Raw genomic sequence first — 23453 nt, forward strand, 5'->3', positions numbered from 1 at the left:
CGGGACTCCTACAGTAGTTGAATAGCACCGTGGATCAACCGAGATGGTTATCCTTGGTAGGTCTCATAATCGGTGTAACCCTTCGCGCCAATCACACCGTAATAGGTGGAGTGGTCACTGGTCGCGAGTGGCCAGCCATTCTGCATCCGCTCGACCAGGTCAGGGTTCGCGATGTACGAGGTTCCGAAAGCGATCAAATCGTGGTCGCCGTTTTCCAGCTCAGCTTCTGCCAACTCAGCGGTAAAGCCGCCGGCGCCGATGACCGTGCCTTTGTAGAGCGAGCGGAAATGCTTGTAGAAGCCCTCTGGGAATGGAACCGCGTCCAGCGTTGGCTGGTAGTTCACGTGAACGAAAGCCACCTCGCGCTTGTTGAGTTCAGCGGCAACGCTGTTCCAGGTCGCCTCTTCTTCCGGGTAAGGGCGCAGGTCGTACAGACGTCCGAACGGAGAGATACGCACACCAACGCGGAAGCCACCAATCGCGTCTGCGATCGCATCGACCGTTTCCAGCAGGAAGCGCTGACGGTTTTCGATCGATCCACCGTACTCGTCGGTACGCGTGTTGATCTGGCTGCTCAGGAACTGGTCGAACAGGAATGCGTTGGCTGCCATGAGCTCCACGCCATCGAAGCCCGCGTCCACCGCACGCAATGCGGCGGCAACGAAGTCGTCGGTGACACGGTGAATCTCATCGACAGTCAGCGCACGCGGTACGCTCGGCGCAACCGGGCCAGCTACACCAGGGCCAGTCCAGGCGTAAACCGTGGTGCCGACAGCTGGCTCGGCACTCGCCGAAACGGGTGCAGCATTGCCTGGCTGCAGCGACACGTGCGACATGCGGCCCACATGCCACAGCTGGGCGAAGATCTTGCCGCCTTTGGCATGAACGGCATCAGTCACTTCGCGCCACGCGCGGGTCTGCTCGTCGGTGTAAATACCTGGGGTGTACAGGTAACCACGCCCCTCGTCCGAGATCGGCAAGCCTTCAGTGATGATCAGGCCCGCCGAAGCACGCTGCGCGTAATACAGTGCGGTCAACTCGGACGGCACGTTGTCTTCCGTCCGGGTACGGGTCATTGGGGCCATCACAACGCGGTTGGCCAGTTTGAGGCCGTCCAGGTCGTATGGGGAGAACAGCTTTTTCATAATCTACCTCTACAAACGAAAACGTGAATCAGACAACGGCTTGGCCAGTGATAACTTCCAGCTTGGGCACCATGCGGATGGCCCTCGAGAAGTTGGCAAGGTTCACGGAAGTCTTGGTAACGATACGATGCAGCTCTTCCACCTTGTCGGCAGGTGCATCGGTGTGAATGCGCACCACGTAGCTCATCTCGTCGAAGCCTGGGTTGACGCTTTCGTCCATTCCCAGGAAGCCACGCAGATCCAGTTCGCCACTGGTCTCGATTTCCAGGCTGTGGATGGTGATACCCATGACCGACGCATTCACCACATAGCCAACGGAGAGGCAGGCATTCAGACCGGAAATCAGCAGTTCCTGTGGGTTGGGGGCAGAGTTGTTACCCAACAGCTCCAGCGGTTCATCAGCTGCGATCTGGACATTTCGTGGGTAGTCGGTACCGCTCAGGTGAAAGCGGTCGACGGTGGCCACGGTGCGGGTCTGATGTTCCCACTTGGTGTTGATCTTGAAGCGTGCGTGACGCTTGGCTGGATCCTCAGCGACGCCCTGTGCAAAGGCTTGCAGAGCAGCGATGTCGATACCGTTGAGATGCTTGTCCATTTTCAAATCCTCTTAAATTCGTGGATAAAAGATCAAAATCACGAGGCACCCGAAGGTGATCACTTGGTTAGTGCGAGCAGCCAGTGATTGAACAGCTGGTGGCACTGATTGCCTCTTCATCACTTGAAAGCTCTTCCATCGCAGCACGGAGCACTTTGGTAAACACTGCCGGCTCCTGTGCACCGGAGATGTAGCGGTTGCCGTTGATCACGAACAACGGAATGCCGGTACCTAGTCCGTTCACTGCTGCTTCATCAGTCAGGATTGCGGCTTGCGCCGAATCGAAACCAACGAGGTCGGTTGCACCCACCTCAGCAGCCAAGTCCCGCAAGACTCGCTCGTTGAAGATGTCCTGGCCCTCAGTCGTTCCAGCCAGATAAAGCCGCTCGACATAGCGTGTCTGCAGAGCCGGATCAGAAATCGCTTTTACGTACTGGTGGGCGGCGGAGGTATCCCCGAAGCGCATTAAGTCAAACCGATAGTCCAGCCCTTCAAGCGCAGCACTGTCTCGCACGGTTTCCATGAACATGTCCGCTCGAGCTTGGCTACCGGTTTTCTGTACCAAAGCCTGGTTGAAAGAGATCGGTGTCATGCCTTTGGCTAAGCGGTACGCACGCGGCACGATTTCAACTTCGACCTCGCCCTGGAGCTCATCAATAGCCTTCTCCAAGCGCTTCTTTGCTATCCAGCACCAGGGACAGACAAAGTCGGACCAGACTTCAACCGTAACTTTCTTCATGGAATCTCCTCTCTATCTGTCTCTGCTGGATCAGCTGCGAAAGCCACTCAGCTCTGAGGTTTGCTGTCCATGGCATCCAGGACATGCGTGCTGTAAACCACTGCGGCACCGGCGTTCATGCTCACGGCTACACCAAGAGCTTCGGCGACCTCCTCGGTGGTGATCCCGAGCTTCTTGGCTTCCGCAGCGTGGAATGCAATGCAACCATCGCAGCGTGTGGTGACCGCGACAGCCAGCGAGATCAGCTCACGGGTCTTGGCATCGAGATGATTGGTTTTGCTACCTGCGTTACCGAGCATTGCCACGCCCCGCAGGGTGTCAGGCGAATGTGCGCCGAACTCTTTCAGGCGGGCGCTTACGTCGGTGATGGTTTGTTGCCAGTTTGGCATGCTAGACATGATTACCACCCTACTAGTTGATAGGTAAGAGTTTCCAAAAAATGGGCCGACGCAGGTCGCGTATCGGCCCTCTTATACGCAGAGATCAGTACTCTGCGATCATCCGTAAAACAGCCATATTCACAGTCTCACCATCCTTGGTAGCCCAGTTAATGAAGCTCGAGCCCTCAAGGATGCTGAGCAACAAGTAAGACTTCTCTCTGGACCCTCGCCCCTGGGGTAACTCACCAGCGGCAATGCCTTCGTCCATCACTCTGGTCAACCAAGACAACTGAACATCGAAGAAGCGTCGTGTCAGGCGCTGAAGCCCATCTGGCAGCGCAGCCATTTCAGCTGCCAGCGCACCACACAAAGGCAAAAGACCACCCTCAGTGCTGGAGTAGAAAAGCACATAGAACGCCTTGAGCCTTTCCTCCGCACCTTTCTGATTGATCTCAATACGCTCGAACTCAGCCTGCACTTGCGAAACGTACTCTTCGACGATCGCGATACCCAAGTCTTCCTTTGTCGGGAAGTGGTAATGGATGCTTGCTTTGCGAATACCAACCGCATCAGCAAGGTCCGCATAACTGAACGCCGCATAGCCTTTGGTCCGCATCAGTCCTTCAGCGGCTTGAATTAACGCGTCCCGTGTTGCCAGTGCCATACATTCTCCTGCCTTCGTCGCCCGACCAGAAAAGAGCGATTCCGGCCACTACTCAGCCAGTTTACTTCCCTTGCTTGCGGGCGGCCATGACCCCACCGTCCACGTCCCACACTGCGCCGGTCACCCAAGACGCTTTGTCAGAGAGCAAGAACACAATGGACTCAGCCACATCACGTGGGGTGCCGTTGCGACCCAGCGGGTGGAAGTTGTTGAAATCATTCAGCGCACCTGCCAATTGCTCACCAGGGATGAAACGCTCGAAGATCTTGGTTTCCACAATGCCTGGGCTGACCGAGTTGACGCGAATGCCGTGCTGCGCCAGCTCGCCTGCCGCGTGCGTGGTCAGGGCATCCAGGCCCATCTTGGCCATGGAGTAGGCCGACGCTGGAACACCTTCGACGGCTTGGCGCGCAGCCACAGCAGTGACGTTCACGATCGAACCGGGTTTGCCCTGTGCTACCAGCTGTGCTGCTACCTGACGGGTCAGGAAGAAGACAGCGCGGTTCAGGTTGAGGAAGTTGTCGTAATCCTCCAGCGAGTGCTCGATGAAGGCTTTCGGGTAGTAGATACCCGCGGAATTGACCATCAGGTCAATGTCCTTGTGGCTGGTGGCCAATTTCTCGATCAGTGCCTGGACACTGACAAAATCAGTCAAGTCGACCGCGTAGGCTACGACCTTATCTTCGCCAGCAACGGCAGCCAGTTGTTGGCGTGCTGCTTCGGCTTTCTCAGGGCGGTTACCCACGATCACCACCGAACCACCTTGCTCGGCGACCATCTGTGCGGTTTCCAGACCGATACCGCTCGTACCACCTACCACCAGAAGCTTGCGACCTTTGAACTGCATGATGATGTCCTCTGTTCGTTTGTCTATCTACTAGTAGGTAGACTATTCTTCGATCTGACGGGTGTCAAGCTACCGCTGATCGGCGAAGCCGGATGGAAGCGAATCAGGTGAGTTGTGCTACAGGCTTGGTGCCGGCGCAGGGAGCGGGATCAGATTCCCTTTTTCGAGGCGCGGCCTACGTAGTTCTACGTAGCCTGCGCCCGTAGTACTGCGCATTTTCTTGTGGACGCAGGACGGCGAGAGTGTCGCCGTCCTTATCAGGGCACACACAACAACAAAAGCCGTCGCCGGGTTTACCACCCGCGACAGGAGAAAATTCGATGACCACACTGGCTACCCGAATTGCCTGGTTCGCCGTCGCCTTGCTGGGTGCGTTTGCTCTAGGCACCCTGGCATTGCGCAGAGGCGAAGCCATCAGCGCTCTCTGGATTGTGACCGCTGCCGTCGCCATCTACCTGATTGCCTACCGCTACTACAGCTTGTTCATCGCCAACAAGGTGATGCAACTGGACGCCACGCGCGCTACCCCCGCCGTGCTCAATAATGATGGCCTGGACTATGTCCCGACCAACAAGCACATCCTCTTTGGGCACCACTTCGCCGCCATCGCCGGCGCAGGCCCCCTCGTGGGCCCAGTGCTCGCTGCGCAGATGGGCTACCTGCCCGGCACGCTCTGGCTGATTGCCGGCGTCGTGCTGGCCGGCGCGGTGCAGGACTTCATGGTGCTGTTCATCTCCACTCGCCGTAACGGCCGCTCCCTGGGCGAGCTGGTGCGCGAGGAGATGGGGCCGATCCCCGGTACCATCGCGCTGTTCGGCGCGTTCCTAATCATGGTGATTATCCTCGCGGTGCTCTCCCTGATCGTGGTCAAGGCCCTGGCGGAAAGTCCCTGGGGCATGTTCACGGTGATGGCCACCTTGCCGATCGCGGTGTTCATGGGCGTGTACATGCGCTACATCCGCCCAGGCCGCATCGGTGAGATCTCGGTGGTCGGCGTGGTGCTGCTGCTCGCCTCAATCTGGTTCGGTGGGATCGTCGCCGCCGATCCTTTCTGGGGCCCAGCGTTCACCTTCACCGGCGTGCAGATCACCTGGATGTTGATCGGCTATGGCTTCGTCGCCGCCGTGCTGCCGGTGTGGCTGATCCTGGCTCCGCGCGACTATCTGTCGACCTTCCTCAAAATCGGTACCATCGTCGCTCTGGCGATCGGTATCCTGGTCATCGCTCCCGACCTGAAAATGCCGGCAGTGACCCACTTCATCGATGGCACAGGCCCGGTGTGGAAGGGCGCGCTGTTCCCGTTCCTGTTCATCACCGTCGCCTGCGGCGCGGTGTCCGGCTTCCATGCACTGATCAGCTCGGGCACCACGCCGAAGCTGCTGGCCAATGAAAGCCACGCGCGCTACATCGGCTACGGCGCGATGCTGATGGAGTCCTTCGTCGCCATCATGGCCATCGTCGCCGCCTCGGTCATCGAGCCGGGCGTGTACTTCGCCATGAACAGCCCGGCTGCATTGGTCGGTGCGGATGTCACCAGCGTCGCGGCCACCGTCAGCAGCTGGGGCTTCACCATCACCCCTGAGGTTCTGCAACAGACGGCCAAGGACATCGGCGAACACACCATCCTGGCCCGCGCCGGCGGCGCGCCGACATTGGCCGTGGGCATCGCACAGATCCTTCACCAGGCGCTGCCAGGCGAGAACACCATGGCGTTCTGGTACCACTTCGCGATCCTGTTCGAGGCGCTGTTCATCCTCACCGCAGTCGATGCCGGTACCCGTGCCGGCCGCTTCATGCTGCAGGACCTGCTGGGCAGTTTCGTGCCTGCGCTGAAGAAGACCGACTCGTGGACCGCAAACCTGACCGCCACCGCCGGTTGCGTGGCCATGTGGGGCTGGCTGCTGTACCAGGGCGTGATCGACCCACTGGGCGGCATCAACACCCTGTGGCCGCTGTTTGGCATCTCCAACCAGATGCTGGCGGGCATCGCGCTCATGCTTGGCTGCGTGGTGCTGATCCGCATGAAGCGTCAGCGCTATGTTTGGGTCACCTTGGTACCGGCGGTATGGTTGCTGATCTGCACCACCACGGCCGGACTGATCAAGCTGCTCGACCCGAACCCTGCGATGGGCTTCCTGGCCCTGGCGAACAAGTACAGCACCGCCGCCGCCGCGGGCCAGGTACTGGCCCCAGCGAAGGACCTGGCGCAGATGCAGCACGTGGTGTTCAACGCCTACACCAACGCGACCCTGACCGCGCTGTTCCTGCTGGTGGTCCTGAGCATCCTCTGGTTCGCGATCAAGGTCGGCCGCCAGGCCTGGGTCATACCCGAACGTACCGACAAGGAGTCGCCGTTCCAGCCACAACCAGATGCCTGAGGAGCCTGCCAGCATGTTCAATGACTTGAGCAAGATGGGCAAATACCTGGGGCAGGCCGCACGGATGCTGGTCGGCATGCCGGACTATGACGCCTACGTGGAGCACATGCAGGGCAAACACCCGGACAAGCCGGTGATGTCCTACGAGGCGTTCTTCCGCGAACGGCAGGAAGCGCGCTACGGCGGTGGCAACGGACGCCCCGTTCGTTGCTGCTGAGCGTCTACTGATGCAAGCGAGCGCCACGCTCATCGTGGCGCTCTCGCGTTCCAGGGCTGGCAACCCGCATAGTGGCGTCGCCAGCTCCTCCTCGCCTCGGAAAAGTCCATGCAACTCAAGCACAAGATCGTCACCCTCAGTGTGCTGCCACTGATCCTCTCGGTGCTGTTCATCTGCGTCCTCGTGTTTGCTCAGAGCCGCAAGCTGGAGGAGGAACAGGCCCGCCTGGTGGAAAGCAGCATCATGACGTCGAAGAAGGCAGAGCTGAGAAACTACCTGAGCTTGGCGATGAGCCTCATCGCGCCGTTGTATGAAGGCAGTACCGACGATGATGCGACTCACCAGCGCGCCTTGGAGATCCTGTCCCAAGCTAACTTCGGCCTTGATGGCTACTTCTTCGTGTACGACCAGCATGGCAAAAATCTCATGCACCCGAGGCAGGCCGAGTTGATTGGCAAAGACCTCATTACGCTGACCGACAAAAACGGATTACCGGTAATCCAGGCTCTACTCAAGAGCGCCCGGGAAGGCGATGGTTACCAGCTGTACGACTGGCAGAAGCCGTCGACCGGCCAGGTCACCGGCAAGCTGGCGTACGTGGTGATGCTCGATCGCTGGGGCTGGATGCTCGGCACAGGCATCTACATCGACGATGTCGAGGTGGCGACCCTCAAGTCGCGCCAGGAGGTGGCCTCGGGCGTGCTGACTACAGTGATGGCGATCGCCTCGTTCTCGCTGGTTGCCGTGCTCGTAATCTTTGCTGGTGGCCTGATGCTGAACGTCAGTGAGCATCGCTTAGCCGACCGAAAGCTTTCCACACTCAACCAACGGATCGTGAACCTGCAGGAGGAGGAGCGCTCGCGGGTTTCGCGTGAACTGCATGATGGAATCAGCCAGGAGCTGGTATCAATCAAGTTTCAGTACGAACTGGCCGCCATCGAACTGGCCAATGGCCGAAATGAGGGGTTGGAAAATCTTCGCAAAGGAACTTCGAGACTCGGAGCCGCCATCGGCGAGATACGTCGCATTTCCCATGATTTACGCCCCTCGCTTTTGGACACACTGGGACTGTCACCTGCCATCGAACAACATGTCATTGAGTTCGAGCTGCGCACCTCGATTCACACCCGGTATGAATGTGGAATGGATGCCACCGACATCGATACGGGCCTTAAACTGACACTGTTCCGCATCATTCAAGAGGCCCTGGCGAACGTTGAGCGCCATGCGAAAGCCAACGCCGCGATCGTCTCAGTCTCACTACAGCAGGGCATGATTGTGCTACGGGTTGAGGACAACGGTGTCGGGTTTGACACTCGGGCAGCCGACGAGAGCCACGGCATCGGTCTGAGGAACATTCGCGAACGAGTGGATCACCACTTGGGTAGCGTTAGCATCACCTCATCTTACGGCCGTACCGAACTGCAGGTGCAGATACCGGTTACGATCACTTGAGCAGCCTCGTCACTCTAACCCTTGAGAACTCCATGAGCGTAACCCCCCCGGTCAGAATTGCCTTGGTCGACGACCACGTCCTTGTGCGCGATGGCGTCAAGGCTCTGCTAGGCGCGATCCCGCATTTCGAGGTAGTCGGTCAGGCCGAGTCAGGTGCCCAAGCAATTGAATTGGTGGCGAACACCGAGCTGGACATCCTCTTGGTCGATGTAGGGCTTCAGGACATGAATGGATTGGAGCTCACGCGCAAGCTGCGTGACCTCTATCCGGATATCAAGATCCTCATGCTGAGCATGTACGACAATCAGGAGTATGTACGCACCTCTATCAGTTCGGGAGCACTCGGTTACGTGCTAAAGAACGCGCCTTCTACAGAACTCATAGCTGCCATTGACGCTATTGCCGCGGGAGGAAGCTTCTACAGCTCGGAGATCACTCGTAAGCTCGCAGGGGGTAACCGCGATGAGCACGATTTGACTCCTCGTGAACTGCAAGTGCTTTCGATGATCGCCAAGGGTAACAACAACAAGGAAGTGGCCCGTCAACTGGATATCAGTGTACGAACAGTTGAAACCTATCGACTAAGCATTAGACGTAAGCTCAACATCGATACTCCTGCGGCACTCGTAAAATACGCCTTGGAGCACGGCCTGATCTCGATTTAAGCAAGCCCCGTCGCCGACCCTCTCTTTGAGTGGACACCTAGAAGTAGGTGTCTCAGCCTGATGCAGCCATTCACGCCTGCCAAATATACATACACTACCAGCCGGCGAAGGCAATAAGCCGAAACAGCTTCCCTAAAAAGACCAGTCAAATGTAAACTAACTCCAACCGAGATTTTCAATCCCGTTCTGGGTCGTCCATTTGCTGCGATTCAGACAAAAACAAAAAACGATAACCAAACAGAAAATGAAAATCCTTGAGCTTCTGAAAAGGCCATTTAGCCGCCTAACCCCTAGCCCAGCCAGTCTGATTGAGGAATGGTCTGCTCACCATAAGCAGTATTTTTTCGGCCAGTTTGGCGAGCAGTTAAAATGGACTACTTACTATGGGCGGGCCCCATTCGATAATCTGCCCGATACTCATGGGTACTGCGCCATGCCCAACATGGTATGCCGATGCAGTGCAAAAGGATACTCCATCGAAATCGGCTGGGTTGAAGGGGTCTCCATGTACGGAGGAGGCATTGCTCGGGTAAAACATTTCGCGCTCAACCCAAAATTGACAAACCGGGAATTGGGGCGCCCTTTCCTCGAGTCCATCCTGTATTTTCTCAAGGCACAGAATGCAACGTGCGTGGAGTTCCACGAGAGCCACACCAAAAAAATTGAACATTACAGGTCCTTCTTTAAAAAGATGGGAATTCCAGAGATTGCTAACGGAGTATGGCGAACCGAGCTGTACCTTGACTCCGCCATTCCCGAATCAGTCTCTAAATTCCATGAGTCTTTGATCAAGCCTGTAAAAAGACGCTCTAGCTCTCTGTAGGACTCTCTAGGCTTCTTAAGGTCAATTGCCGCTCCATTTGTCGCGAATTGCTCCACAAGTCCAACCCATTCACTACTGCCGCCGATGTCTGGCGGTTTCAGCTTGTAAAGACCTCAGTGTGCTCGATTCATGACCCGACCTCCAGATGAGGTGCGTCTGTACGCGAGCCACTTTGGGTGGTAATGGCAATGACCGGACCAAGTTCTCAACTTGGACAGCCTTAAGCACCGACTGCGGCATGATTGCCACACCTGTTCCCGCAGCTACGCAAGCAGCAATGGCATGGTAGGAAGCCAGCTCCAAAAATCGTGTCGGGACGACCTCGCACTGATGTAACCAGTCCTCAAGTATCCGTCGGTATGAGCAGCCACTGGCGAAAGCGATAATGGTCGAACCTTGAAGATCGCGCGCGCTGGGGACTGGGCTGTTCTTAGCGACGATCAACGCAAGCTCCTCGACGAAAGCCTCTTGGCTATCCAGGCCTGCTGTTGTGAAGGGGTCCGATACGAAGGCGGCCTCAATATCACCCCGGCGTACCTTTGCAATCAGTGAGTCAGTTGAGCCGGTCACCAGCTCGATCTGAACGTCAGGAAAGCGCTCGTGATAACTCGATAGAAGCGGAGGTAGCCTTGCTGCAGCGGTGCTTTCCAACGTGCCAATACACAGGGTGCCCCGAAGGGAGCCACGCTTGAGCGCGGTCTCCGCCTCAGTGGAAAGGCGCAGCAGCTTCTCGGCAAATTGGTACAGCAACCTACCCTCATCGGAGGGCATGAGCCGTCCCCCCTGGCGATGAAAGAGCGTCACACCCAAGCGTTCTTCCAGGTTCTTCACTCGGGTGGTGATGTTGGACTGCACACGATTGAGTTGGGCAGCAGCATTTGTGATGCCACCGTAATCGACCACCGCCTTAAAAATCTGCAGAGAGTCGAGATCTAAGTTTCTCATTTCGAGAATCCTGCATGCTGATTATTCATTATCAGAGAATATGTCAGCAGCATACACTTTCACGGAATCGTAGGCTGCAATCAACGCGGCCCACACGTCGGCAAAGCTAGTGCTAACTGGAGAGAGTCGTATGCGTAAGATCGGTCTGATTGGGGGTATGAGCTATGAAGGGTCAGCGGTTTACTATCGCGCGCTGAACCAAGGCATCAACAAGCAGCTTGGTGGCTTGCACTCTGCGCAGATACTGCTGCATTCGGTGGACTTCCAGACCATCGTCGATAAACAGAAGGCTGGCCAGTGGGACGAGGCGGGACATCAACTGGCTGATGTTGCTCGCAGCCTTGAGAAAGCCGGTGCTGACTGCCTGATGATCTGCGCTGTGACAATGCACTTAGTCGCCGACGCAGTGATCGCGGCAACCCCATTGCCCTTCATCCACATTGTTGACGTTGTGGCCGAACGCCTCAAGGCAAGTGGCCACAGCAAGCCATTGCTGATAGCGACGCGCTACACCATGGAGAACGGGTTCTATCCTGCCCGTATGGAGAAACATGGCATTGAGGTCCTCGTACCCCATGCCGAAGGGCGAGGCCAGATCCACGACATCATTTTCAACGAGCTCAGCTTGGGTATTGTGCGGGAGGAGTCTCGAGCCGTACTGGTCGACCTGATCGAGCAAGCGAAGGCGGAAGGCGCCGACTCCGTCATCTTCGGCTGCACTGAAATTTGCTTGATCTTGGAAACGGATAAGCTCCCACTCCCAGGTTTCGACTCGACCGCCATTCATGTTGAAGCGGGGATTGATTTCGCGCTACGTGAAGCACCCTAGCCGTATCTCCGCTGCCATGCCCCGGTCGACAAGTGTTGAAAGGGCTGTACGCCGCAGTGCTCCCGGTAAGATCTCGAAGGTTGTCGGTACTCGCCCGACATCGCGTGTTCAGGGGAGTGCCGCTGGCGTGGCCAGTTGCCTGCGATGAAGCCCTAGACAAAGCCTTTCGTCCGACCCTTAGCTTGAACGTGCCTGAAACAAAAAACGGTGGACATCGAACCCCTCCGTACGTCGACTCCAAGGCTTTCAGCGCCTTGGAATACACGCTACCGGATAGATCGATGCCACCGTAAACAAGCGCTACTGATCAACCAAAGTGATTTTCGCCACTTTCCACAATGCGCTTTCAACTCTGTGCTGCAGGGTCGCCGCTAAGGCTGTTTAAAGACTGTCTGCCTCACCTGACTGAATCTTCTTCACCTGGTCAGCAGTGATAGCCTTACCACCAATCCCCCAATCACCGCTCTTGACCTCTTCAAAGAGAACCCAGGTAACGGGTCGCATTTTTTCACCTTCAACGGAAACCATGGTGTCGGTAATCGCCTCGATGATTTTCGCCTTCTGCTCGGAAGAGAAAACACCTTCGATACCTTTGATTGTTACGAGTGGCATAAACAAACTCCTTCAGTGCTGCAGTTAGTAAATAGTGAATACAGCGCCTTTCAGCTCTCGTACCTGGATATGAACGCGGCAATCCTTCGCTGTGTTGAAGAGGGTCGAGCGGATGAGGCTACCCGCATGCTGGAGGGGTATCTGGTGCAATCGGAGCGAATTGTATTGGCTGCTTATGAGCGACGCACGAAACGGTAGCTTCAATGCTTCTCACTGACCGCCGGTCCAGAGAGTGCTTCAAATACCTCCCGATTAGCCGTCCAAAAAGTAAAAATCGTTGACTACCGCATGACTACTAGATTGCAGATGTCCACAGTCCATGAAACATGGACGATTGATTTTTGAAAATTCATAACAGTCAAGTGAAAGCTCCTCAATTTGGGGTGTTTAGGTCGGAAAAATCATGCGCTATTTAGCCTGAAGCACGCCCATCCATTACCCGGTGCCCCTTGGGGGGAAGAAAGTCGCGGGCAGCGGGCAGGGCGGTTGGGTTTTCTTGGGTTTCTGGTGCGCTATCCCCCCGATTCAAGATCGCTAGCCGGAATACCGGGGGCGCTGGTTTTCCTTATCATTGTCAAGAGCTGGATCGATGTCCGGATCATCAGCTTTTAGAGGGGCGTCAGGTACCTGACGCCCTTCGTTCAGCTGGGTATCACAGCTCACATCCGGCCACTTACTCGCACTGCTGGGATTGCCATCACAGAATTCCTTTCCGTCGATGGTGGGGGACTCTACAAAATCTCAGCGTTCGAAGGGCGGCGATTGGGTTTCTTGGGATCTCGTACAGAGCCTAAAACTCATGATCGGTGCCTGCGGAGGCGCGCAGAGTCGCTGATCAGTGTGGAACGACTGAATTGGCAACTGGCCTAGAGGGGCCCGAGACATCGTTCTCCGACGGCTATCGTCGAAATTTTGAAAGTAGCTGTGTAATGGCTCTAATTAGAAGCGCTAGCGCCAAAATAAGATCAGTAACTTCGCTCATGCTTTTCGTCTCGTGAGAAGGACACGAGGTCAATGTACACCGTTCTAAGTAAATGGATGGGGTGGTACTCACCGCAAGATCGGTGTAGGAAATCCCCCCTATTTTGGGGCGATGAATGTCGCCCCTATTCGCCTGTTTGAAGGTAGGCCACGCTCTTGATCGTATATCTTGGCCAAAATAGAGCTGGCTTCGACAGGGTAAAACACCTCAAGAAATCTCAATAGCGGGGTTTTCTTGTAGCTGTCAGTGGTAGGTTTTGTGGGTCTGATGTTTGCCGACCAAACCAGATGCATACATACCCCATTTACAAACGCTTCTGCTCGGCTATCCGAGCGTTCGCCGAAATCGATGAGGTCAAGATTTTTTTCAAGCAAAAGTCGAATCTCATCTAAAGACGTTAAAGCATTTGCAAGTTGTTTTTTGCTGTCGTTAGCCAAAACCGAAGGAAGTAGTCCGTTAATAATTAACGTGATATCAGAGAAGCTGCTGTTCAATTTTTTCCTGGCGAATTTTATGCTTTTCTTATGGTCTCTAAATACCTCTACGGCTTCGCTCGGTGTTGGGTGGAAACATGCCGAATAGTCATACAGTCTTAGGGCGTCAGCAATAATTAGGGATACGCCGTCTAGCTCGCCGGTGTATCGGCCAAGCTTGATCGTCTGAGTATTAATTCGGTTTCTGTAGGCCCTTCCCATAGACTCGTATGCACGATCTATAAACGACAGGGTATCCTCAATGCTGAATGAAAATAGAGGCTTCTGGCTATACCAGTCCCTAATGCGAGTAAGCGAGAGCTGCTCTGCCGGAGACAGGGAAGTGTAACAGTTGCTCGTTAGATTACCTTGTTCCATTTCAGCCTCAGTACGTTAAGCAAGGCAGTGGTAGTGTATCCTCTCAGTATGCCATCAAGCCAATACCTGTGCGACTGATCCCAATGAACCGTGGGCAGGCTGGGCCAGGCATAGGGTTTACATCTGCTCTGCCTCCGTGGCTCGTTGGGTAAGGGCGCGCCCCATCGCTGCCGTCCGTGTCGAGTGTAGTTGACGTGCAAAAGCGTTCATCCGCAGCGGCGTAAAGAAGCTCGGAGTGATACTTACAGTTGAGGCTATGAGTACACGCCATAAAATTTTCGATAATGATTGTCAGTGGTAAGCATGCAGGGTTAGGATCTTCTTTGTCGCATGCAAAATATTCGGGCTGTTGCAGAGTCCGTGATTGCCTGCAAAGGGCTGAAGTTAGTCTGTAAAAATTTCACGAGCAGTGTTCTTAATTTGTTTATACTGTTGGTTTTTATGGGGGTGTAAGTGGTGTGTATATGGGGATGATTGTATGGCTTGTAGGTGTTGGCTACATGGCTCTGACGGGAATTATTGGTTGTTTAGTGGTTCAGCTGAAGTTAATAAATGCGGTGGTGGATAACCAGCCGAATATTGTTGATAATAAGGATTTTCTTGACTCCTATTCTTGGCATATAAAGGTGAGTAAGCAGTTAGAAAAAATATGGCCAAGAATTAAGAGGGCTACGCTTTCAGATGTGTCTGGGGTGACCTATAAATGGGTGACTATTTTGTTTTTTTCTCTGCTATTTCTTCAGTATTTGTTTTCTGACTTTTTAGCGTCTGCAGCTCCAGCTGTGTTCGTATGCTTAGGTTTTTTAGCTGGTATAGGGAACTCGCTTCAGGGTGAAAAAAGGAGTGCGGAGGCTAGTAAGTATTTATTGCTGCCGTTTTCAATGCTTTTCCCTCTGTTTATTGCTTACAATATTGATAATTCAAGTAAGTTGTTGGCGATAAAAGGTTTTTTTGCTGCGCGGCCTTTGGGGTACGAAGCTACGCTGGCGATATTAGTTGTCGGGCTGGGAGTGTTTTGTTATTTTGGAATTGGCATCATTGAACGCATCCAGAAAGCCATTGTTTTGTGGTTGTTGAAGAGGGCTTTGGTTCTGTCCAAAAATATGGTTTTGGTCGGCGTAGCGCCTAAGATGCCTGAGGAAAAGGAAATGCGCGCTATAGCGAAAGAGGCAATAGTCGTCACGGCTAAAAATATGGCAGTTTTTGGTGCGCTAGTCGGTGTGTTGGTGGGTGCTATCCATTCTGTGGTCGAACTCTTTTGATTTTTCTGTGAATGTAAAATAAATAGAAGCTAGACCTTGATGAGCGACTATTAATTATTGACTTCGCTAGAGCTGAACTCGCTCGGCGCTTCAGTCAGCCGATTCTGCAGCCCGCTCTTTAGCCGACCATTGTTCGAATTTTCATATCTATGTCACACGCACTTGGGGTAGTTATGATTTGGGTCGGCAGTGACCAGTGTCTAGCTGTCCCGACCCAGTACGTTTTCCCAGAGTTAACTGTGAATAGCGGAGTCTCACCTGCTATGACGGTCTTCTGTCTTTGCTAGGCCGCGATTCGGTGAGGAGAGCTCTGATTTACTGTACAATCAAATATTGGTCTGCACCAACGGAGTATTTGTATGGTAACCCCCCTGCGGCCGATCTTTCCTCCTCGGAGGGTTCGATGCCATTAAGGGCAAGAAAATGGATGAGGTAAACGCCTGGGTTCTTGATATTGTGTACAAACGTAATCTCGTAAGTTTCGCCAGGTCCAACATTTACGAAGCGGAGCGGAATACGTGCAAGGTTTCCTACATAACGACCTGAAATCAGGTTGATGGGGGGCTGGTAGCGAGGTTCTCCATTAACAAATTCCACCGGGACCAGCGTTAAGGCATTTTCATCCAACAACACTTTGCTCGCTTTGTTGCCAGAGTTGGAAAGTGTGATTTTGACTTCAAGTAGATTTCGGTCGCCCGCGAACGGTCGGACCGTTGGGTCAACTTTAGCTTGAATATGCGGTGCCTGCGTTGTTTTCTGGTGCAACTCCTTTAATGTGTATTCTGTTATTTCCCTTTCTTTTTTGATGTAATTAGTTGAGTAGATGCCCCATATCGCCACGGCGATTGCCGCGATCATCGTCATTATTTGCGAAGCAATTTGAACTCTAATGTGGGTTTCTTCAATTTTTCTCGGCGAGTTGGCTGGCATTTTACTACTCCTTGTTTGCATTGGCTTCATTAGGCTGCGGGTGAACTTGTGTTCCTGCGTGCTTGCTGTCACATCGCTAATGGATGTCATAAGTAGTAGCAGTTAGCTGCAGCTCAGAAATTAATCGCCGTTGTAGACTATTGCTGGCACGTATCAAGGTGGCTCTAGTTTTCTTGTCCTGGGGTGTCAGGGTGTAAATTTCTATTTTAGATTTTATATTTGTGGGGGTTGTCACTATATAAGGCAATAAAATATGGCGCCGTTATAATGCTTCCGGTCACTACAAGCCATACGTGCTCGAGCTTGAACAAGTTGCTGATCAGGCCTGTGCATGCTCCAAATAAAGCTCCATAAAGAATTGATCGTATAAAGAGTTTTGTATGGAATATGTTGGGGGCCTCCAGCAAGAATATGGCTAGCTCTTGGTCGGAAATGCTTCGCCTTATGTTGTTGGCTTTCTCGACGCCGTATTTGCAAAGTAGTCCGAGCATGAAGAAAAGTAAAAGTAGTGATCCGGTATATGTGCGCTTGGAGGAAAGCTCTATGTTAAAGAACGGAATTATATAGCTTTCTTTACCTTCTCCTGAAATTACCATTGCGTATGCGACGGCACAAACTATTAGTCCGGAGATTAGCGCTCGTTGAGCAAGGGCAAGGGCTTCGTGGTAGTAAGTGATTTTTAGTTCTTCAATCTTCAAAGCTTTTCGCCATTTTGTGGAGTATGCCCTTAAGCAGCCACGGGTTGAGCGCCACAGCCTGCTGTTCGAGCAATCTGCAGGATGTGAAGCTGAGTGGCTGAAGTGTTTGTCGCAGTCACGCGTGCTTCTGTATCTAATCGTGGATCCATTCAGGCTGCTCAGCGATCTTTCAAGGCATGCCCCGTCATATGCTCTCGAGAGCGTCGTCAAATTAAATGTCCTTTTCGCAGCAAGCGTCATGCGAGGTTAGTTGCCCACTCTATGTACAATTGCCGGTAACTGTTGCGCGTGCGAAGGGATGCTCACTCCCCAAGGATAGGTCGGATTATTGGAACGCTCGTACTGATAAATGATTGCCGCCGGCAGCAGTCTTCTGTCATAGATGCGCCCCAGATTGAAGACCACGCTGTTTGGTGCAGCGATCACCAGGTGAATGGTCTTCACCTGCTGAGCCGATAGCTTTTTTAGCATCTGCAGGAACTGCTCCGCCAGAGCGCTTTGTTTCTCAAGGGACCAGTGCGCGTTCGACGAGAGCTCGTTCATCCTCATGTGCGTCAACGGGATACCAGGGAATGTGCTGGCAATACCAACCTCATCGACCGGATACGAGACGGAAAGGGCGAGCACCATATGGTCGGTGTTTTCGGATGGTGCCAAGACGGGGTCCAATCTGTCTCCGTCATCGCGAGCGCTTAGAATCTGACGCCATTCACCGCCCCCCAATGCCAAGCGGTCCCAGTCGAAGATCTTCAGACCGCCACCTTCGTCGTCCACCAAGCAGCCCGTAACGAACGTAAACGGTACCGGCATTAGGCCGCCATATACGATTTCAATGTCGTTTCTGTTTTGACCGCCGAGACGGCGCAACAGGTCACCTCTGCCGTCCACCACCTTTTGCAAGGCGACTTCCGGTTGGGTGATGCGACCTTCATGGATGTTCTCGCGAATGTCTACCAAAATGGTTTCGACGTTGCCGCCTACAGTTTGCCGCACCACCGCATCTAACGGGCTGTCGATACCGTGCAGCCCTTTGTGCTCCAAGAGCAGGACGCGCCTGCGTGTGAACTGCTTGCGTTCATACACGTTAATGCAAACGCCGGTGAGGATCATCAACACGCCTACGACAAAGCCTGCTCCGGCCATCCACCCTGGCGTACCTCCAGAGGTGTCGACACTGGCCTGTAAATAGGTGGCGTCACTCGTGTAGTTAATACCAACGACTAGCCCTCCAGCCAGTGTCGCCAACACAAGCAGTGCGCCGTAGCTGACCAAGAACACGCCGAAGCTCTTCGGGCGAATATACCACTCGAGTAGCTTCCGCCCCCAGCTCAGTAACTCTTTCAATAACATCCAGATAATCCCTTCACGATAGTCTTCGGTGTGCAGAGCATGTGCCCATGCCGTAATCATCGCAGGCCGGGCTATAGCTAGGCTAGAGCCTTGCATTTTTATTTAGAACTAAGTGGTCTCGAGGTCACCAAAGGTTGAACTTTAGAAGTCTGCTAGTACTGACAAGAGTATATTTTTAGTCGCAGGTGGATCTGATGCGGGGTTGACTTCTTGAGCGGGCTAGTGCTTGAATATTGAGCATGTTTTGGAATGGTGAATTTTATGTCGCGACTTGCAGAGTTTCGTGCGCTGGAACAACAGCTTGCAGCCCAGCTGGCAGAGCTGGAAAATTTGAAAAATGACACTGGCTTGAAAAAAGAAATTGAGTTCGAGAATAAGCTGCGCGCCTTGCTCGCCGAATACGGCGTTAGCTTGCGTGACGTTATTGCAATATTGGATCCAGGTACCCGAGTAGATCTCTCGCCTCGCTCAGCTAAAGCCCCTCGCAAGCCGCGCCAGACCAAGGTCTTTAAGAACCCGCATACGGAAGAGGTGATTGAGACCAAGGGTGGGAACCACAAGGCTCTGAAGGAGTGGAAAGCACAGTACGGTGCTGAAACTGTGGACTCTTGGCTGGCTTAGTCGATGCTCTGTTAGCCATTCCCACTCAGGTACTCGAAGGAGAAGGATCGCATGAGTAAAGAACTCTACGTTTCTGTTGATATTGAGGCCTCTGGTCCGATACCGGGCGAGTTCAGCATGCTTTCTTTTGGCGCATGTATTGTCGGGCACCCCGAGAAAGCGATTTATTTAGAGCTCAAGCCAGACAGCCCAAAGCATGATCCAGAAGCGGTGGAGGTTACAGGCTTTGATCTGGAGCTACTGGCTCAAACGGGTCTTGAGCCGCAAGAGGCGATGCAGCAACTTGCAGCCTGGGTAGAGGAGGTTGGGGCGGATGCAGGTAAGCCAGTCTTTGTCGGGCTCAATGCTCCCTTTGATTGGTCGTTTGTGAACTATTACTTTCACAAATACTTAGGCCAGAACCCGTTTGGTTTCGCAGCTCTGGATATCAAAGCCTACTACATGGGGGCTTTTAACCTCGCGTGGAGGGAGACTAAGTCTTCGCATATGGCAACGAGCTTGAACCCCAAGCGGGCTGCGACCCACAACGCGCTGGATGATGCGCGTTACCAGGCTGAGCTTTTCGCCTTGATGTTGCAGCGCAGGGCGCAGTTGGGGTGATTTAGCTCGCCAGCTTCGCCTCTTCGTAACCGCCATTCTGGAAGCGCCAAGCTTTGATGCCGCCAGGTGTTTGCGACAGGCCGACGATCACTGCGATCGGGTGGGGCAGTTCCTGCGCATAGCGTGCTGCAAATCGAGAGAAGCTTGCCACATCTGTCGGGGAGATCGCTGGTATGGCTTGGGGGTGAGTATGCCAGTACCCCACTAGCCTAAGCCCTTGGGCGTTGGCTGCATCGATTTCCTGACGGCAGCGCTCGGTATCGAGTTCGAGCCACGTCCTTCCTGCACGATCTCTTGAGTGGGGGAGTGTGGCCAAGGTCATGACCAGTCCGCTGGGGTCTGCCAGGTCTACAAACAGCTGACCGCCTCGTTCGGTTTTCCATGCGGTTTGCCGGTATTGATCGAAGACCTCAGCGACGCCCAGTGATACGGACAGGGTGCATTCGAGCCCTGGCCACGCCCAGCTCCAGGCAATATTACTCATCTAGGTTGGTCCTCACCGGCTGGCCAGGCACGCTCCAGGACAATGTGCTGAATGCCGTTCTCCACTGTGGGGCCAAGATAAGTACCGCCATGGTTAACAATGTCTTGTGGCTGGTAGATGCTGGTGGTCCATGCCTGCTGTTCGAGTTGGCCAGTCAAGGTTCTCAGTGCAACTTGAGCCACCATTCCTGCCACATTGCTCATGCCTGAGGCGCCTCCAGGAATGAAGGTTTGGCCGCAGGCTGGAAGCGGAACAACGCCGCCGCCAGCTGGCCACTCGGTAAATTTGTGCTGGAAGTTGCCCGCGGCATCGAACAAGGGTTGACCATCAAAGGCTCCACTCGGAGCTAGCAGGGCGTGGCCGACAAAGGAGTGCGGTTCACTCCATGCTTGCAGGAGCGCCCACGGAGCACCTTCTGACTTCCTTTGCCAGAGCGCTACTTCAGATGCCCAGTCTGCTGTGGTTACGATGACCAAATCAGCTCTGTCGAACAGTTCTGGCTTGCGCAGGAGCAGCATCTCCGCGTAATCCAGGTAAGGCGTCACTTTGACGATAGGCAAATCGAGCGTCAGTTTTTCCGCCAGTGCTACTGATTTTGACCTGCCAAGATCGTCTGCGCCCAGGGCATGGCGGCCAAGATTGGCTGACTCAAGGAGTTCAGGATCGATTAAGATGATTTCGCCTATTCCTGAGCGGGCGAGTTGCAGCGCTACAGCACTGCCAAGTGAGCCTGTACCCACCATTACGACCCGGGCTTTTTCGAGGTGCTCTGCAGTCTTACTCAGGTCGCGAGAGAGAATATCTGTGCGGTCGAGAATATTGATTACAGCGTCACGTATGAGCGTCGGTGTGTGTGAGGGCTGATGTTTGCCTGACCAGCGACGAGCTGAGCGGAAGCCATACCACCGGCCATGGTCCGGCTGTTTGCTGTACGAGCGCACGTCCAGGCAGAACAATGGCGCGCCCACAGGCCCAGGGAGCTCCAAGACTAGCCAGCGGTCAGCCAATGACCCTTTGCCAGAGAACCAGGTCAGAAATTTCTTGCAGTCGTCTTCCGTCAAATGCGGAGTCAACCAGTCCAGAAGCCTTTCAGGCGGAGGGATCTGTATGTCGGGATGAGTCTGCAGCTTTACATAGAAGCCTGGCACTGCAGGCGAGCGGATTTTTCCGCTGTAGCCAATCACGCGCCGCAGATGAACTTTGAGTGACTCCAGCTTGGGCGCAAGCCACGCAGTGCGTGTGCGTTTTCCTGGGCGTGGATCGCTAATAGCGAATAACTCCGAGCCCGACTGTGGTCGCTCCAGCAGCAATAGGTCCTGTGGGGAGCTGTTGAGCTGCAAGGCCCAATATGTGGAGAATTCATCCTTGAACTCCGCATTCCGTACATCAGGATCTGAACCGTCAGCTACGAGCCGCAAGATAGAGCGGAGGCGTGAAAGGCTGTCCTTCACCACGGTCTCAGGTGTTCCGGTGATGGGCCTCTCACGGAATCCATGGAGGCAAAAACCGGATTTCGTTGCATGCGGCCACATTAACCACGGCGACGGCTCCACTTGAAGCGTCAGGGGAAATCGGGGGAAATGGCGTGGGAAGGCGATAATTAAGCGTCGCTCTATCCCGGTGTAGTCGGGCGGTAACGGTAGCCCAAATCGCGCAGATTCGAATTTTCCGGGCGGCAGGGATTGAAGAAGCGATGCAACGGCTTCTTCGCCAATGAATTCGTGGAGCGCGGCGATGCCGCGCTCCACGGACGGGGTAAAGGTCGTTTCAACCGAGGCGTTCAACTGGCTTCACATTGCTTTGAGTGGAGGCATGGCTCGCGCTACCGGAAAGCGCGCCCAGAGATACGGCGTTGCGTGTCATACCGACTTTACGACCGGGCATGGTCCAGTGTCCCGGAATCTCACGGTTGACGTCGCTGATGGTCTTCTGGTCAATACCAAAGCTTGCCGCCATGGCCTGGGCGAAGGTATCGGCGCTCTCATGGCTCTGCAGGCCGAGCTGGAAGGAGACTGCGGCACTTGCATGCCAGTCGTAGAACGCCCGACGATACTTGGGCCCTTCATCAGGTCTGTTCCACTTTTCTGAGAAGTTTTCTCCGGCATCCTTCGGGTTGAGCACTTGGTACTCACCATTGATGTACCTAACGTAGTCACGCATCTTCTCGACGATCTGGAGGATCGCATCAATCGGCGTCAGTGGCGCCAACTTCGACTCTTCGACCACTTTCAGATAGGCGTGGGTTGCGAGGGTGGTAATGACCGCCGAGATAGGCCGGTAGTCTTTTCGGCGGGTTTCAATAGCCCACTCGTCACGGTGCCGCTTCAACAGTTTGATGGTTGCGCGCAGCGGATCGAGGGAGTCGTAGTCCTGATAGGTGGGCAGGGGCTCTTGGGTCGCTGCGTCCACCGATTCATTGACGCTGCGATTCGCGGCGACAGCTTTGTACAGGTGCTGCTCCAGCGAAATATGCTGCTGTGACGCGTCGTTCAACCAGTCCGCATAGGAAATCGGGCTGCTGGCTTTCCAGCCAATCTCACGGTCTGGTACCTCCAGTTTGCCCTGGCCATCAACTTTACTGTTTCCCCATACAGCGCGAGCGGGCGTCACGTCGATGTGGAATCCAGGGTTTACGTCGGCATACTCAATCCGGATCCCCCGACGGAGCTGGACGATATCCGACTTCACTCGGCTACCGTCGCGGAAGCGCTCCTCGATGGCATTCAGGACGGTCATCGCGTCGGCCTGAGTGGTATGGGGCAGCCAGATGATGGCGTCCGCATCAATGGTCCCAAGATCCTTGGGGGCCCCACCTACCGGGTTGATCGTGGTTTTCAGCCGCATCGAGCCTTGTGGGAAAATGTGAGCGCCGGACAGCAACGGGTTCGTTGATGCGTCGAGGATCTTTTGCAGCTGGGAATAACGATCTTCGATCGTTGTGTATTGGCTTGGTGTCAGAGAGATGTCACTCGCTGCTCGGAGGAGGAGGCGCTCCCAACTGCGGCGCCTGGTCAGTTCGTCTTGCGATGTCATGGTCGATTTCTCGTCAAAAGTGAGGTCTGGATTTACTACGCCCTAGATTTGGGGCTGCCCTCTCTCTTGGGCCTATCCGCTGACGCAAGCGCAGCGTTTGGGACCAAGCGTAAGAGGGGGCTGCAACGGACACCTGGACTCTCTCACGCAAAAAGCTCGAATACCCTAAGTTAAACTATCCATTTGAGTGTATTTCTAGTAAGGGTGCAGCCATTATTGGCGGCGGTATTTTGACTTTCATTAATTTCGGTAAGAAAAATGACAATCCATGACGACCTCAAATCATCCATGATCAAAGAATGCTTAATGAGTGGTATTTAAATTCAATCATGATTTTTTAGCAGTGTC

24 protein-coding genes and 1 pseudogene are annotated in these 23453 nt (G+C 54.3%); 10 read left to right on the forward strand and 15 right to left on the reverse strand.

Annotated elements, in window-relative coordinates:
• Nucleotides 1–47 precede the first annotated feature (47 nt).
• The 6 genes from LOY51_RS09205 to LOY51_RS09230 all read right to left on the reverse strand — a co-directional run bounded on the left by LOY51_RS09205 (nt 48) and on the right by LOY51_RS09230 (nt 4370).
• Entirely contained in the window at nt 48–1145 is a 1098-nt protein-coding gene (locus LOY51_RS09205) for an alkene reductase (protein ID WP_258645825.1), read from the reverse strand.
• A gap of 28 nt (nt 1146–1173) precedes the next feature.
• A complete protein-coding gene (locus LOY51_RS09210; RefSeq protein ID WP_258645827.1) occupies nt 1174–1740 on the reverse strand; it encodes an OsmC family protein in 567 nt (188 codons plus the stop codon).
• Nucleotides 1741–1807: 67 nt separating this feature from the next.
• Nucleotides 1808–2479, reverse strand: a complete 672-nt coding sequence (locus LOY51_RS09215; protein ID WP_258645828.1) for a DsbA family oxidoreductase — start codon at nt 2477–2479, stop codon at nt 1808–1810.
• A gap of 47 nt (nt 2480–2526) precedes the next feature.
• Nucleotides 2527–2868, reverse strand: coding sequence for a carboxymuconolactone decarboxylase family protein (locus LOY51_RS09220; protein ID WP_258646615.1), 342 nt, complete (start codon nt 2866–2868; stop codon nt 2527–2529).
• A 94-nt stretch (nt 2869–2962) separates the two neighbouring features.
• Complete coding sequence (locus LOY51_RS09225) at nt 2963–3523, reverse strand: TetR/AcrR family transcriptional regulator (RefSeq protein WP_258645830.1); 561 nt, start codon at nt 3521–3523, stop codon at nt 2963–2965.
• Nucleotides 3524–3584: 61 nt separating this feature from the next.
• A complete protein-coding gene (locus LOY51_RS09230) occupies nt 3585–4370 on the reverse strand; it encodes an SDR family NAD(P)-dependent oxidoreductase (RefSeq protein ID WP_064491855.1) in 786 nt (261 codons plus the stop codon).
• A gap of 320 nt (nt 4371–4690) precedes the next feature.
• On the opposite strand from LOY51_RS09230, the gene LOY51_RS09235 reads away from it, so the two are divergent.
• From LOY51_RS09235 to LOY51_RS09255, 5 genes are all read left to right on the forward strand, one after another.
• On the forward strand, nt 4691–6748 hold the full coding sequence (locus tag LOY51_RS09235; RefSeq protein WP_258645833.1) for a carbon starvation CstA family protein: 2058 nt from the start codon (nt 4691–4693) through the stop codon (nt 6746–6748).
• A 13-nt stretch (nt 6749–6761) separates the two neighbouring features.
• On the forward strand, nt 6762–6965 hold the full coding sequence (locus LOY51_RS09240) for a YbdD/YjiX family protein (RefSeq protein ID WP_258645834.1): 204 nt from the start codon (nt 6762–6764) through the stop codon (nt 6963–6965).
• A gap of 108 nt (nt 6966–7073) precedes the next feature.
• Nucleotides 7074–8420, forward strand: coding sequence for a cache domain-containing protein (locus LOY51_RS09245; protein WP_258645837.1), 1347 nt, complete (start codon nt 7074–7076; stop codon nt 8418–8420).
• Between the two features lie 32 nt (nt 8421–8452).
• On the forward strand, nt 8453–9085 hold the full coding sequence (locus LOY51_RS09250; protein WP_258645839.1) for a response regulator: 633 nt from the start codon (nt 8453–8455) through the stop codon (nt 9083–9085).
• A 244-nt stretch (nt 9086–9329) separates the two neighbouring features.
• Complete coding sequence (locus tag LOY51_RS09255; protein WP_258645842.1) at nt 9330–9908, forward strand: hypothetical protein; 579 nt, start codon at nt 9330–9332, stop codon at nt 9906–9908.
• A 72-nt stretch (nt 9909–9980) separates the two neighbouring features.
• Here LOY51_RS09255 and LOY51_RS09260 read toward each other — a convergent pair whose 3' ends face one another.
• Nucleotides 9981–10853, reverse strand: coding sequence for a LysR family transcriptional regulator (locus tag LOY51_RS09260; protein ID WP_258645844.1), 873 nt, complete (start codon nt 10851–10853; stop codon nt 9981–9983).
• Between the two features lie 130 nt (nt 10854–10983).
• Between LOY51_RS09260 and LOY51_RS09265 the strand changes: the two genes are divergently transcribed.
• Nucleotides 10984–11682: an aspartate/glutamate racemase family protein gene (locus tag LOY51_RS09265; protein WP_258645847.1), complete on the forward strand. Its 699-nt coding sequence runs from the start codon at nt 10984–10986 to the stop codon at nt 11680–11682.
• A gap of 381 nt (nt 11683–12063) precedes the next feature.
• Here the strand turns inward: LOY51_RS09265 and LOY51_RS09270 are convergent, their stop codons facing one another.
• Nucleotides 12064–12294: a tautomerase family protein gene (locus LOY51_RS09270; RefSeq protein WP_258645849.1), complete on the reverse strand. Its 231-nt coding sequence runs from the start codon at nt 12292–12294 to the stop codon at nt 12064–12066.
• A 54-nt stretch (nt 12295–12348) separates the two neighbouring features.
• Here LOY51_RS09270 and LOY51_RS09275 point away from each other — a divergent pair.
• Nucleotides 12349–12492: pseudogene (locus LOY51_RS09275) on the forward strand (GntR family transcriptional regulator); the annotation flags it as partial.
• 882 nt (nt 12493–13374) lie between these two features.
• On the opposite strand, the gene LOY51_RS09280 reads toward LOY51_RS09275, so the two are convergent.
• On the reverse strand, nt 13375–14127 hold the full coding sequence (locus tag LOY51_RS09280) for a hypothetical protein (protein WP_258645850.1): 753 nt from the start codon (nt 14125–14127) through the stop codon (nt 13375–13377).
• Between the two features lie 464 nt (nt 14128–14591).
• Here LOY51_RS09280 and LOY51_RS09285 point away from each other — a divergent pair, with 464 nt between their 5' ends.
• Complete coding sequence (locus LOY51_RS09285) at nt 14592–15389, forward strand: hypothetical protein (protein WP_258645851.1); 798 nt, start codon at nt 14592–14594, stop codon at nt 15387–15389.
• A 315-nt stretch (nt 15390–15704) separates the two neighbouring features.
• Here LOY51_RS09285 and LOY51_RS09290 read toward each other — a convergent pair whose 3' ends face one another.
• The 3 genes from LOY51_RS09290 to LOY51_RS09300 form a co-directional block, all read right to left on the reverse strand.
• The gene (locus LOY51_RS09290) at nt 15705–16319 is read right to left on the reverse strand and encodes a cupredoxin domain-containing protein (protein WP_258645852.1); all 615 of its coding nucleotides are present in this window, start codon (nt 16317–16319) and stop codon (nt 15705–15707) included.
• 206 nt (nt 16320–16525) lie between these two features.
• Nucleotides 16526–17227, reverse strand: coding sequence for a hypothetical protein (locus LOY51_RS09295; RefSeq protein WP_258645854.1), 702 nt, complete (start codon nt 17225–17227; stop codon nt 16526–16528).
• A 36-nt stretch (nt 17228–17263) separates the two neighbouring features.
• Nucleotides 17264–18361, reverse strand: a complete 1098-nt coding sequence (locus LOY51_RS09300; protein WP_258645856.1) for an SAVED domain-containing protein — start codon at nt 18359–18361, stop codon at nt 17264–17266.
• Between the two features lie 267 nt (nt 18362–18628).
• Here LOY51_RS09300 and LOY51_RS09305 point away from each other — a divergent pair, with 267 nt between their 5' ends.
• Both LOY51_RS09305 and LOY51_RS09310 read left to right on the forward strand, forming a co-directional pair.
• Nucleotides 18629–18988: a histone-like nucleoid-structuring protein, MvaT/MvaU family gene (locus LOY51_RS09305; RefSeq protein ID WP_258645858.1), complete on the forward strand. Its 360-nt coding sequence runs from the start codon at nt 18629–18631 to the stop codon at nt 18986–18988.
• Nucleotides 18989–19039: 51 nt separating this feature from the next.
• Nucleotides 19040–19588, forward strand: coding sequence for a 3'-5' exonuclease (locus LOY51_RS09310; protein ID WP_258645860.1), 549 nt, complete (start codon nt 19040–19042; stop codon nt 19586–19588).
• 1 nt (nt 19589) lies between these two features.
• Here LOY51_RS09310 and LOY51_RS09315 read toward each other — a convergent pair whose 3' ends face one another.
• From LOY51_RS09315 to LOY51_RS09325, 3 genes are read right to left on the reverse strand one after another with little or no spacing between them, the layout of a single operon-like run.
• Complete coding sequence (locus LOY51_RS09315; RefSeq protein WP_258645862.1) at nt 19590–20072, reverse strand: Mov34/MPN/PAD-1 family protein; 483 nt, start codon at nt 20070–20072, stop codon at nt 19590–19592.
• Nucleotides 20069–21856: a ThiF family adenylyltransferase gene (locus tag LOY51_RS09320; protein ID WP_258645863.1), complete on the reverse strand. Its 1788-nt coding sequence runs from the start codon at nt 21854–21856 to the stop codon at nt 20069–20071. Before LOY51_RS09320 ends, LOY51_RS09315 begins: the two co-directional genes overlap by 4 nt.
• Nucleotides 21840–23105 carry a nucleotidyltransferase domain-containing protein gene (locus LOY51_RS09325; protein ID WP_258645865.1) on the reverse strand — a complete coding sequence of 422 codons (1266 nt, stop codon included), beginning with the start codon at nt 23103–23105 and terminating at the stop codon, nt 21840–21842. Before LOY51_RS09325 ends, LOY51_RS09320 begins: the two co-directional genes overlap by 17 nt.
• Between the last annotated feature and the right edge of the window lie 348 nt (nt 23106–23453).

The sequence above is a fragment of the Pseudomonas sichuanensis genome, assembly GCF_024749065.1.
GTDB classification, from domain to species: Bacteria; Pseudomonadota; Gammaproteobacteria; order Pseudomonadales; family Pseudomonadaceae; genus Aquipseudomonas; species Aquipseudomonas sichuanensis.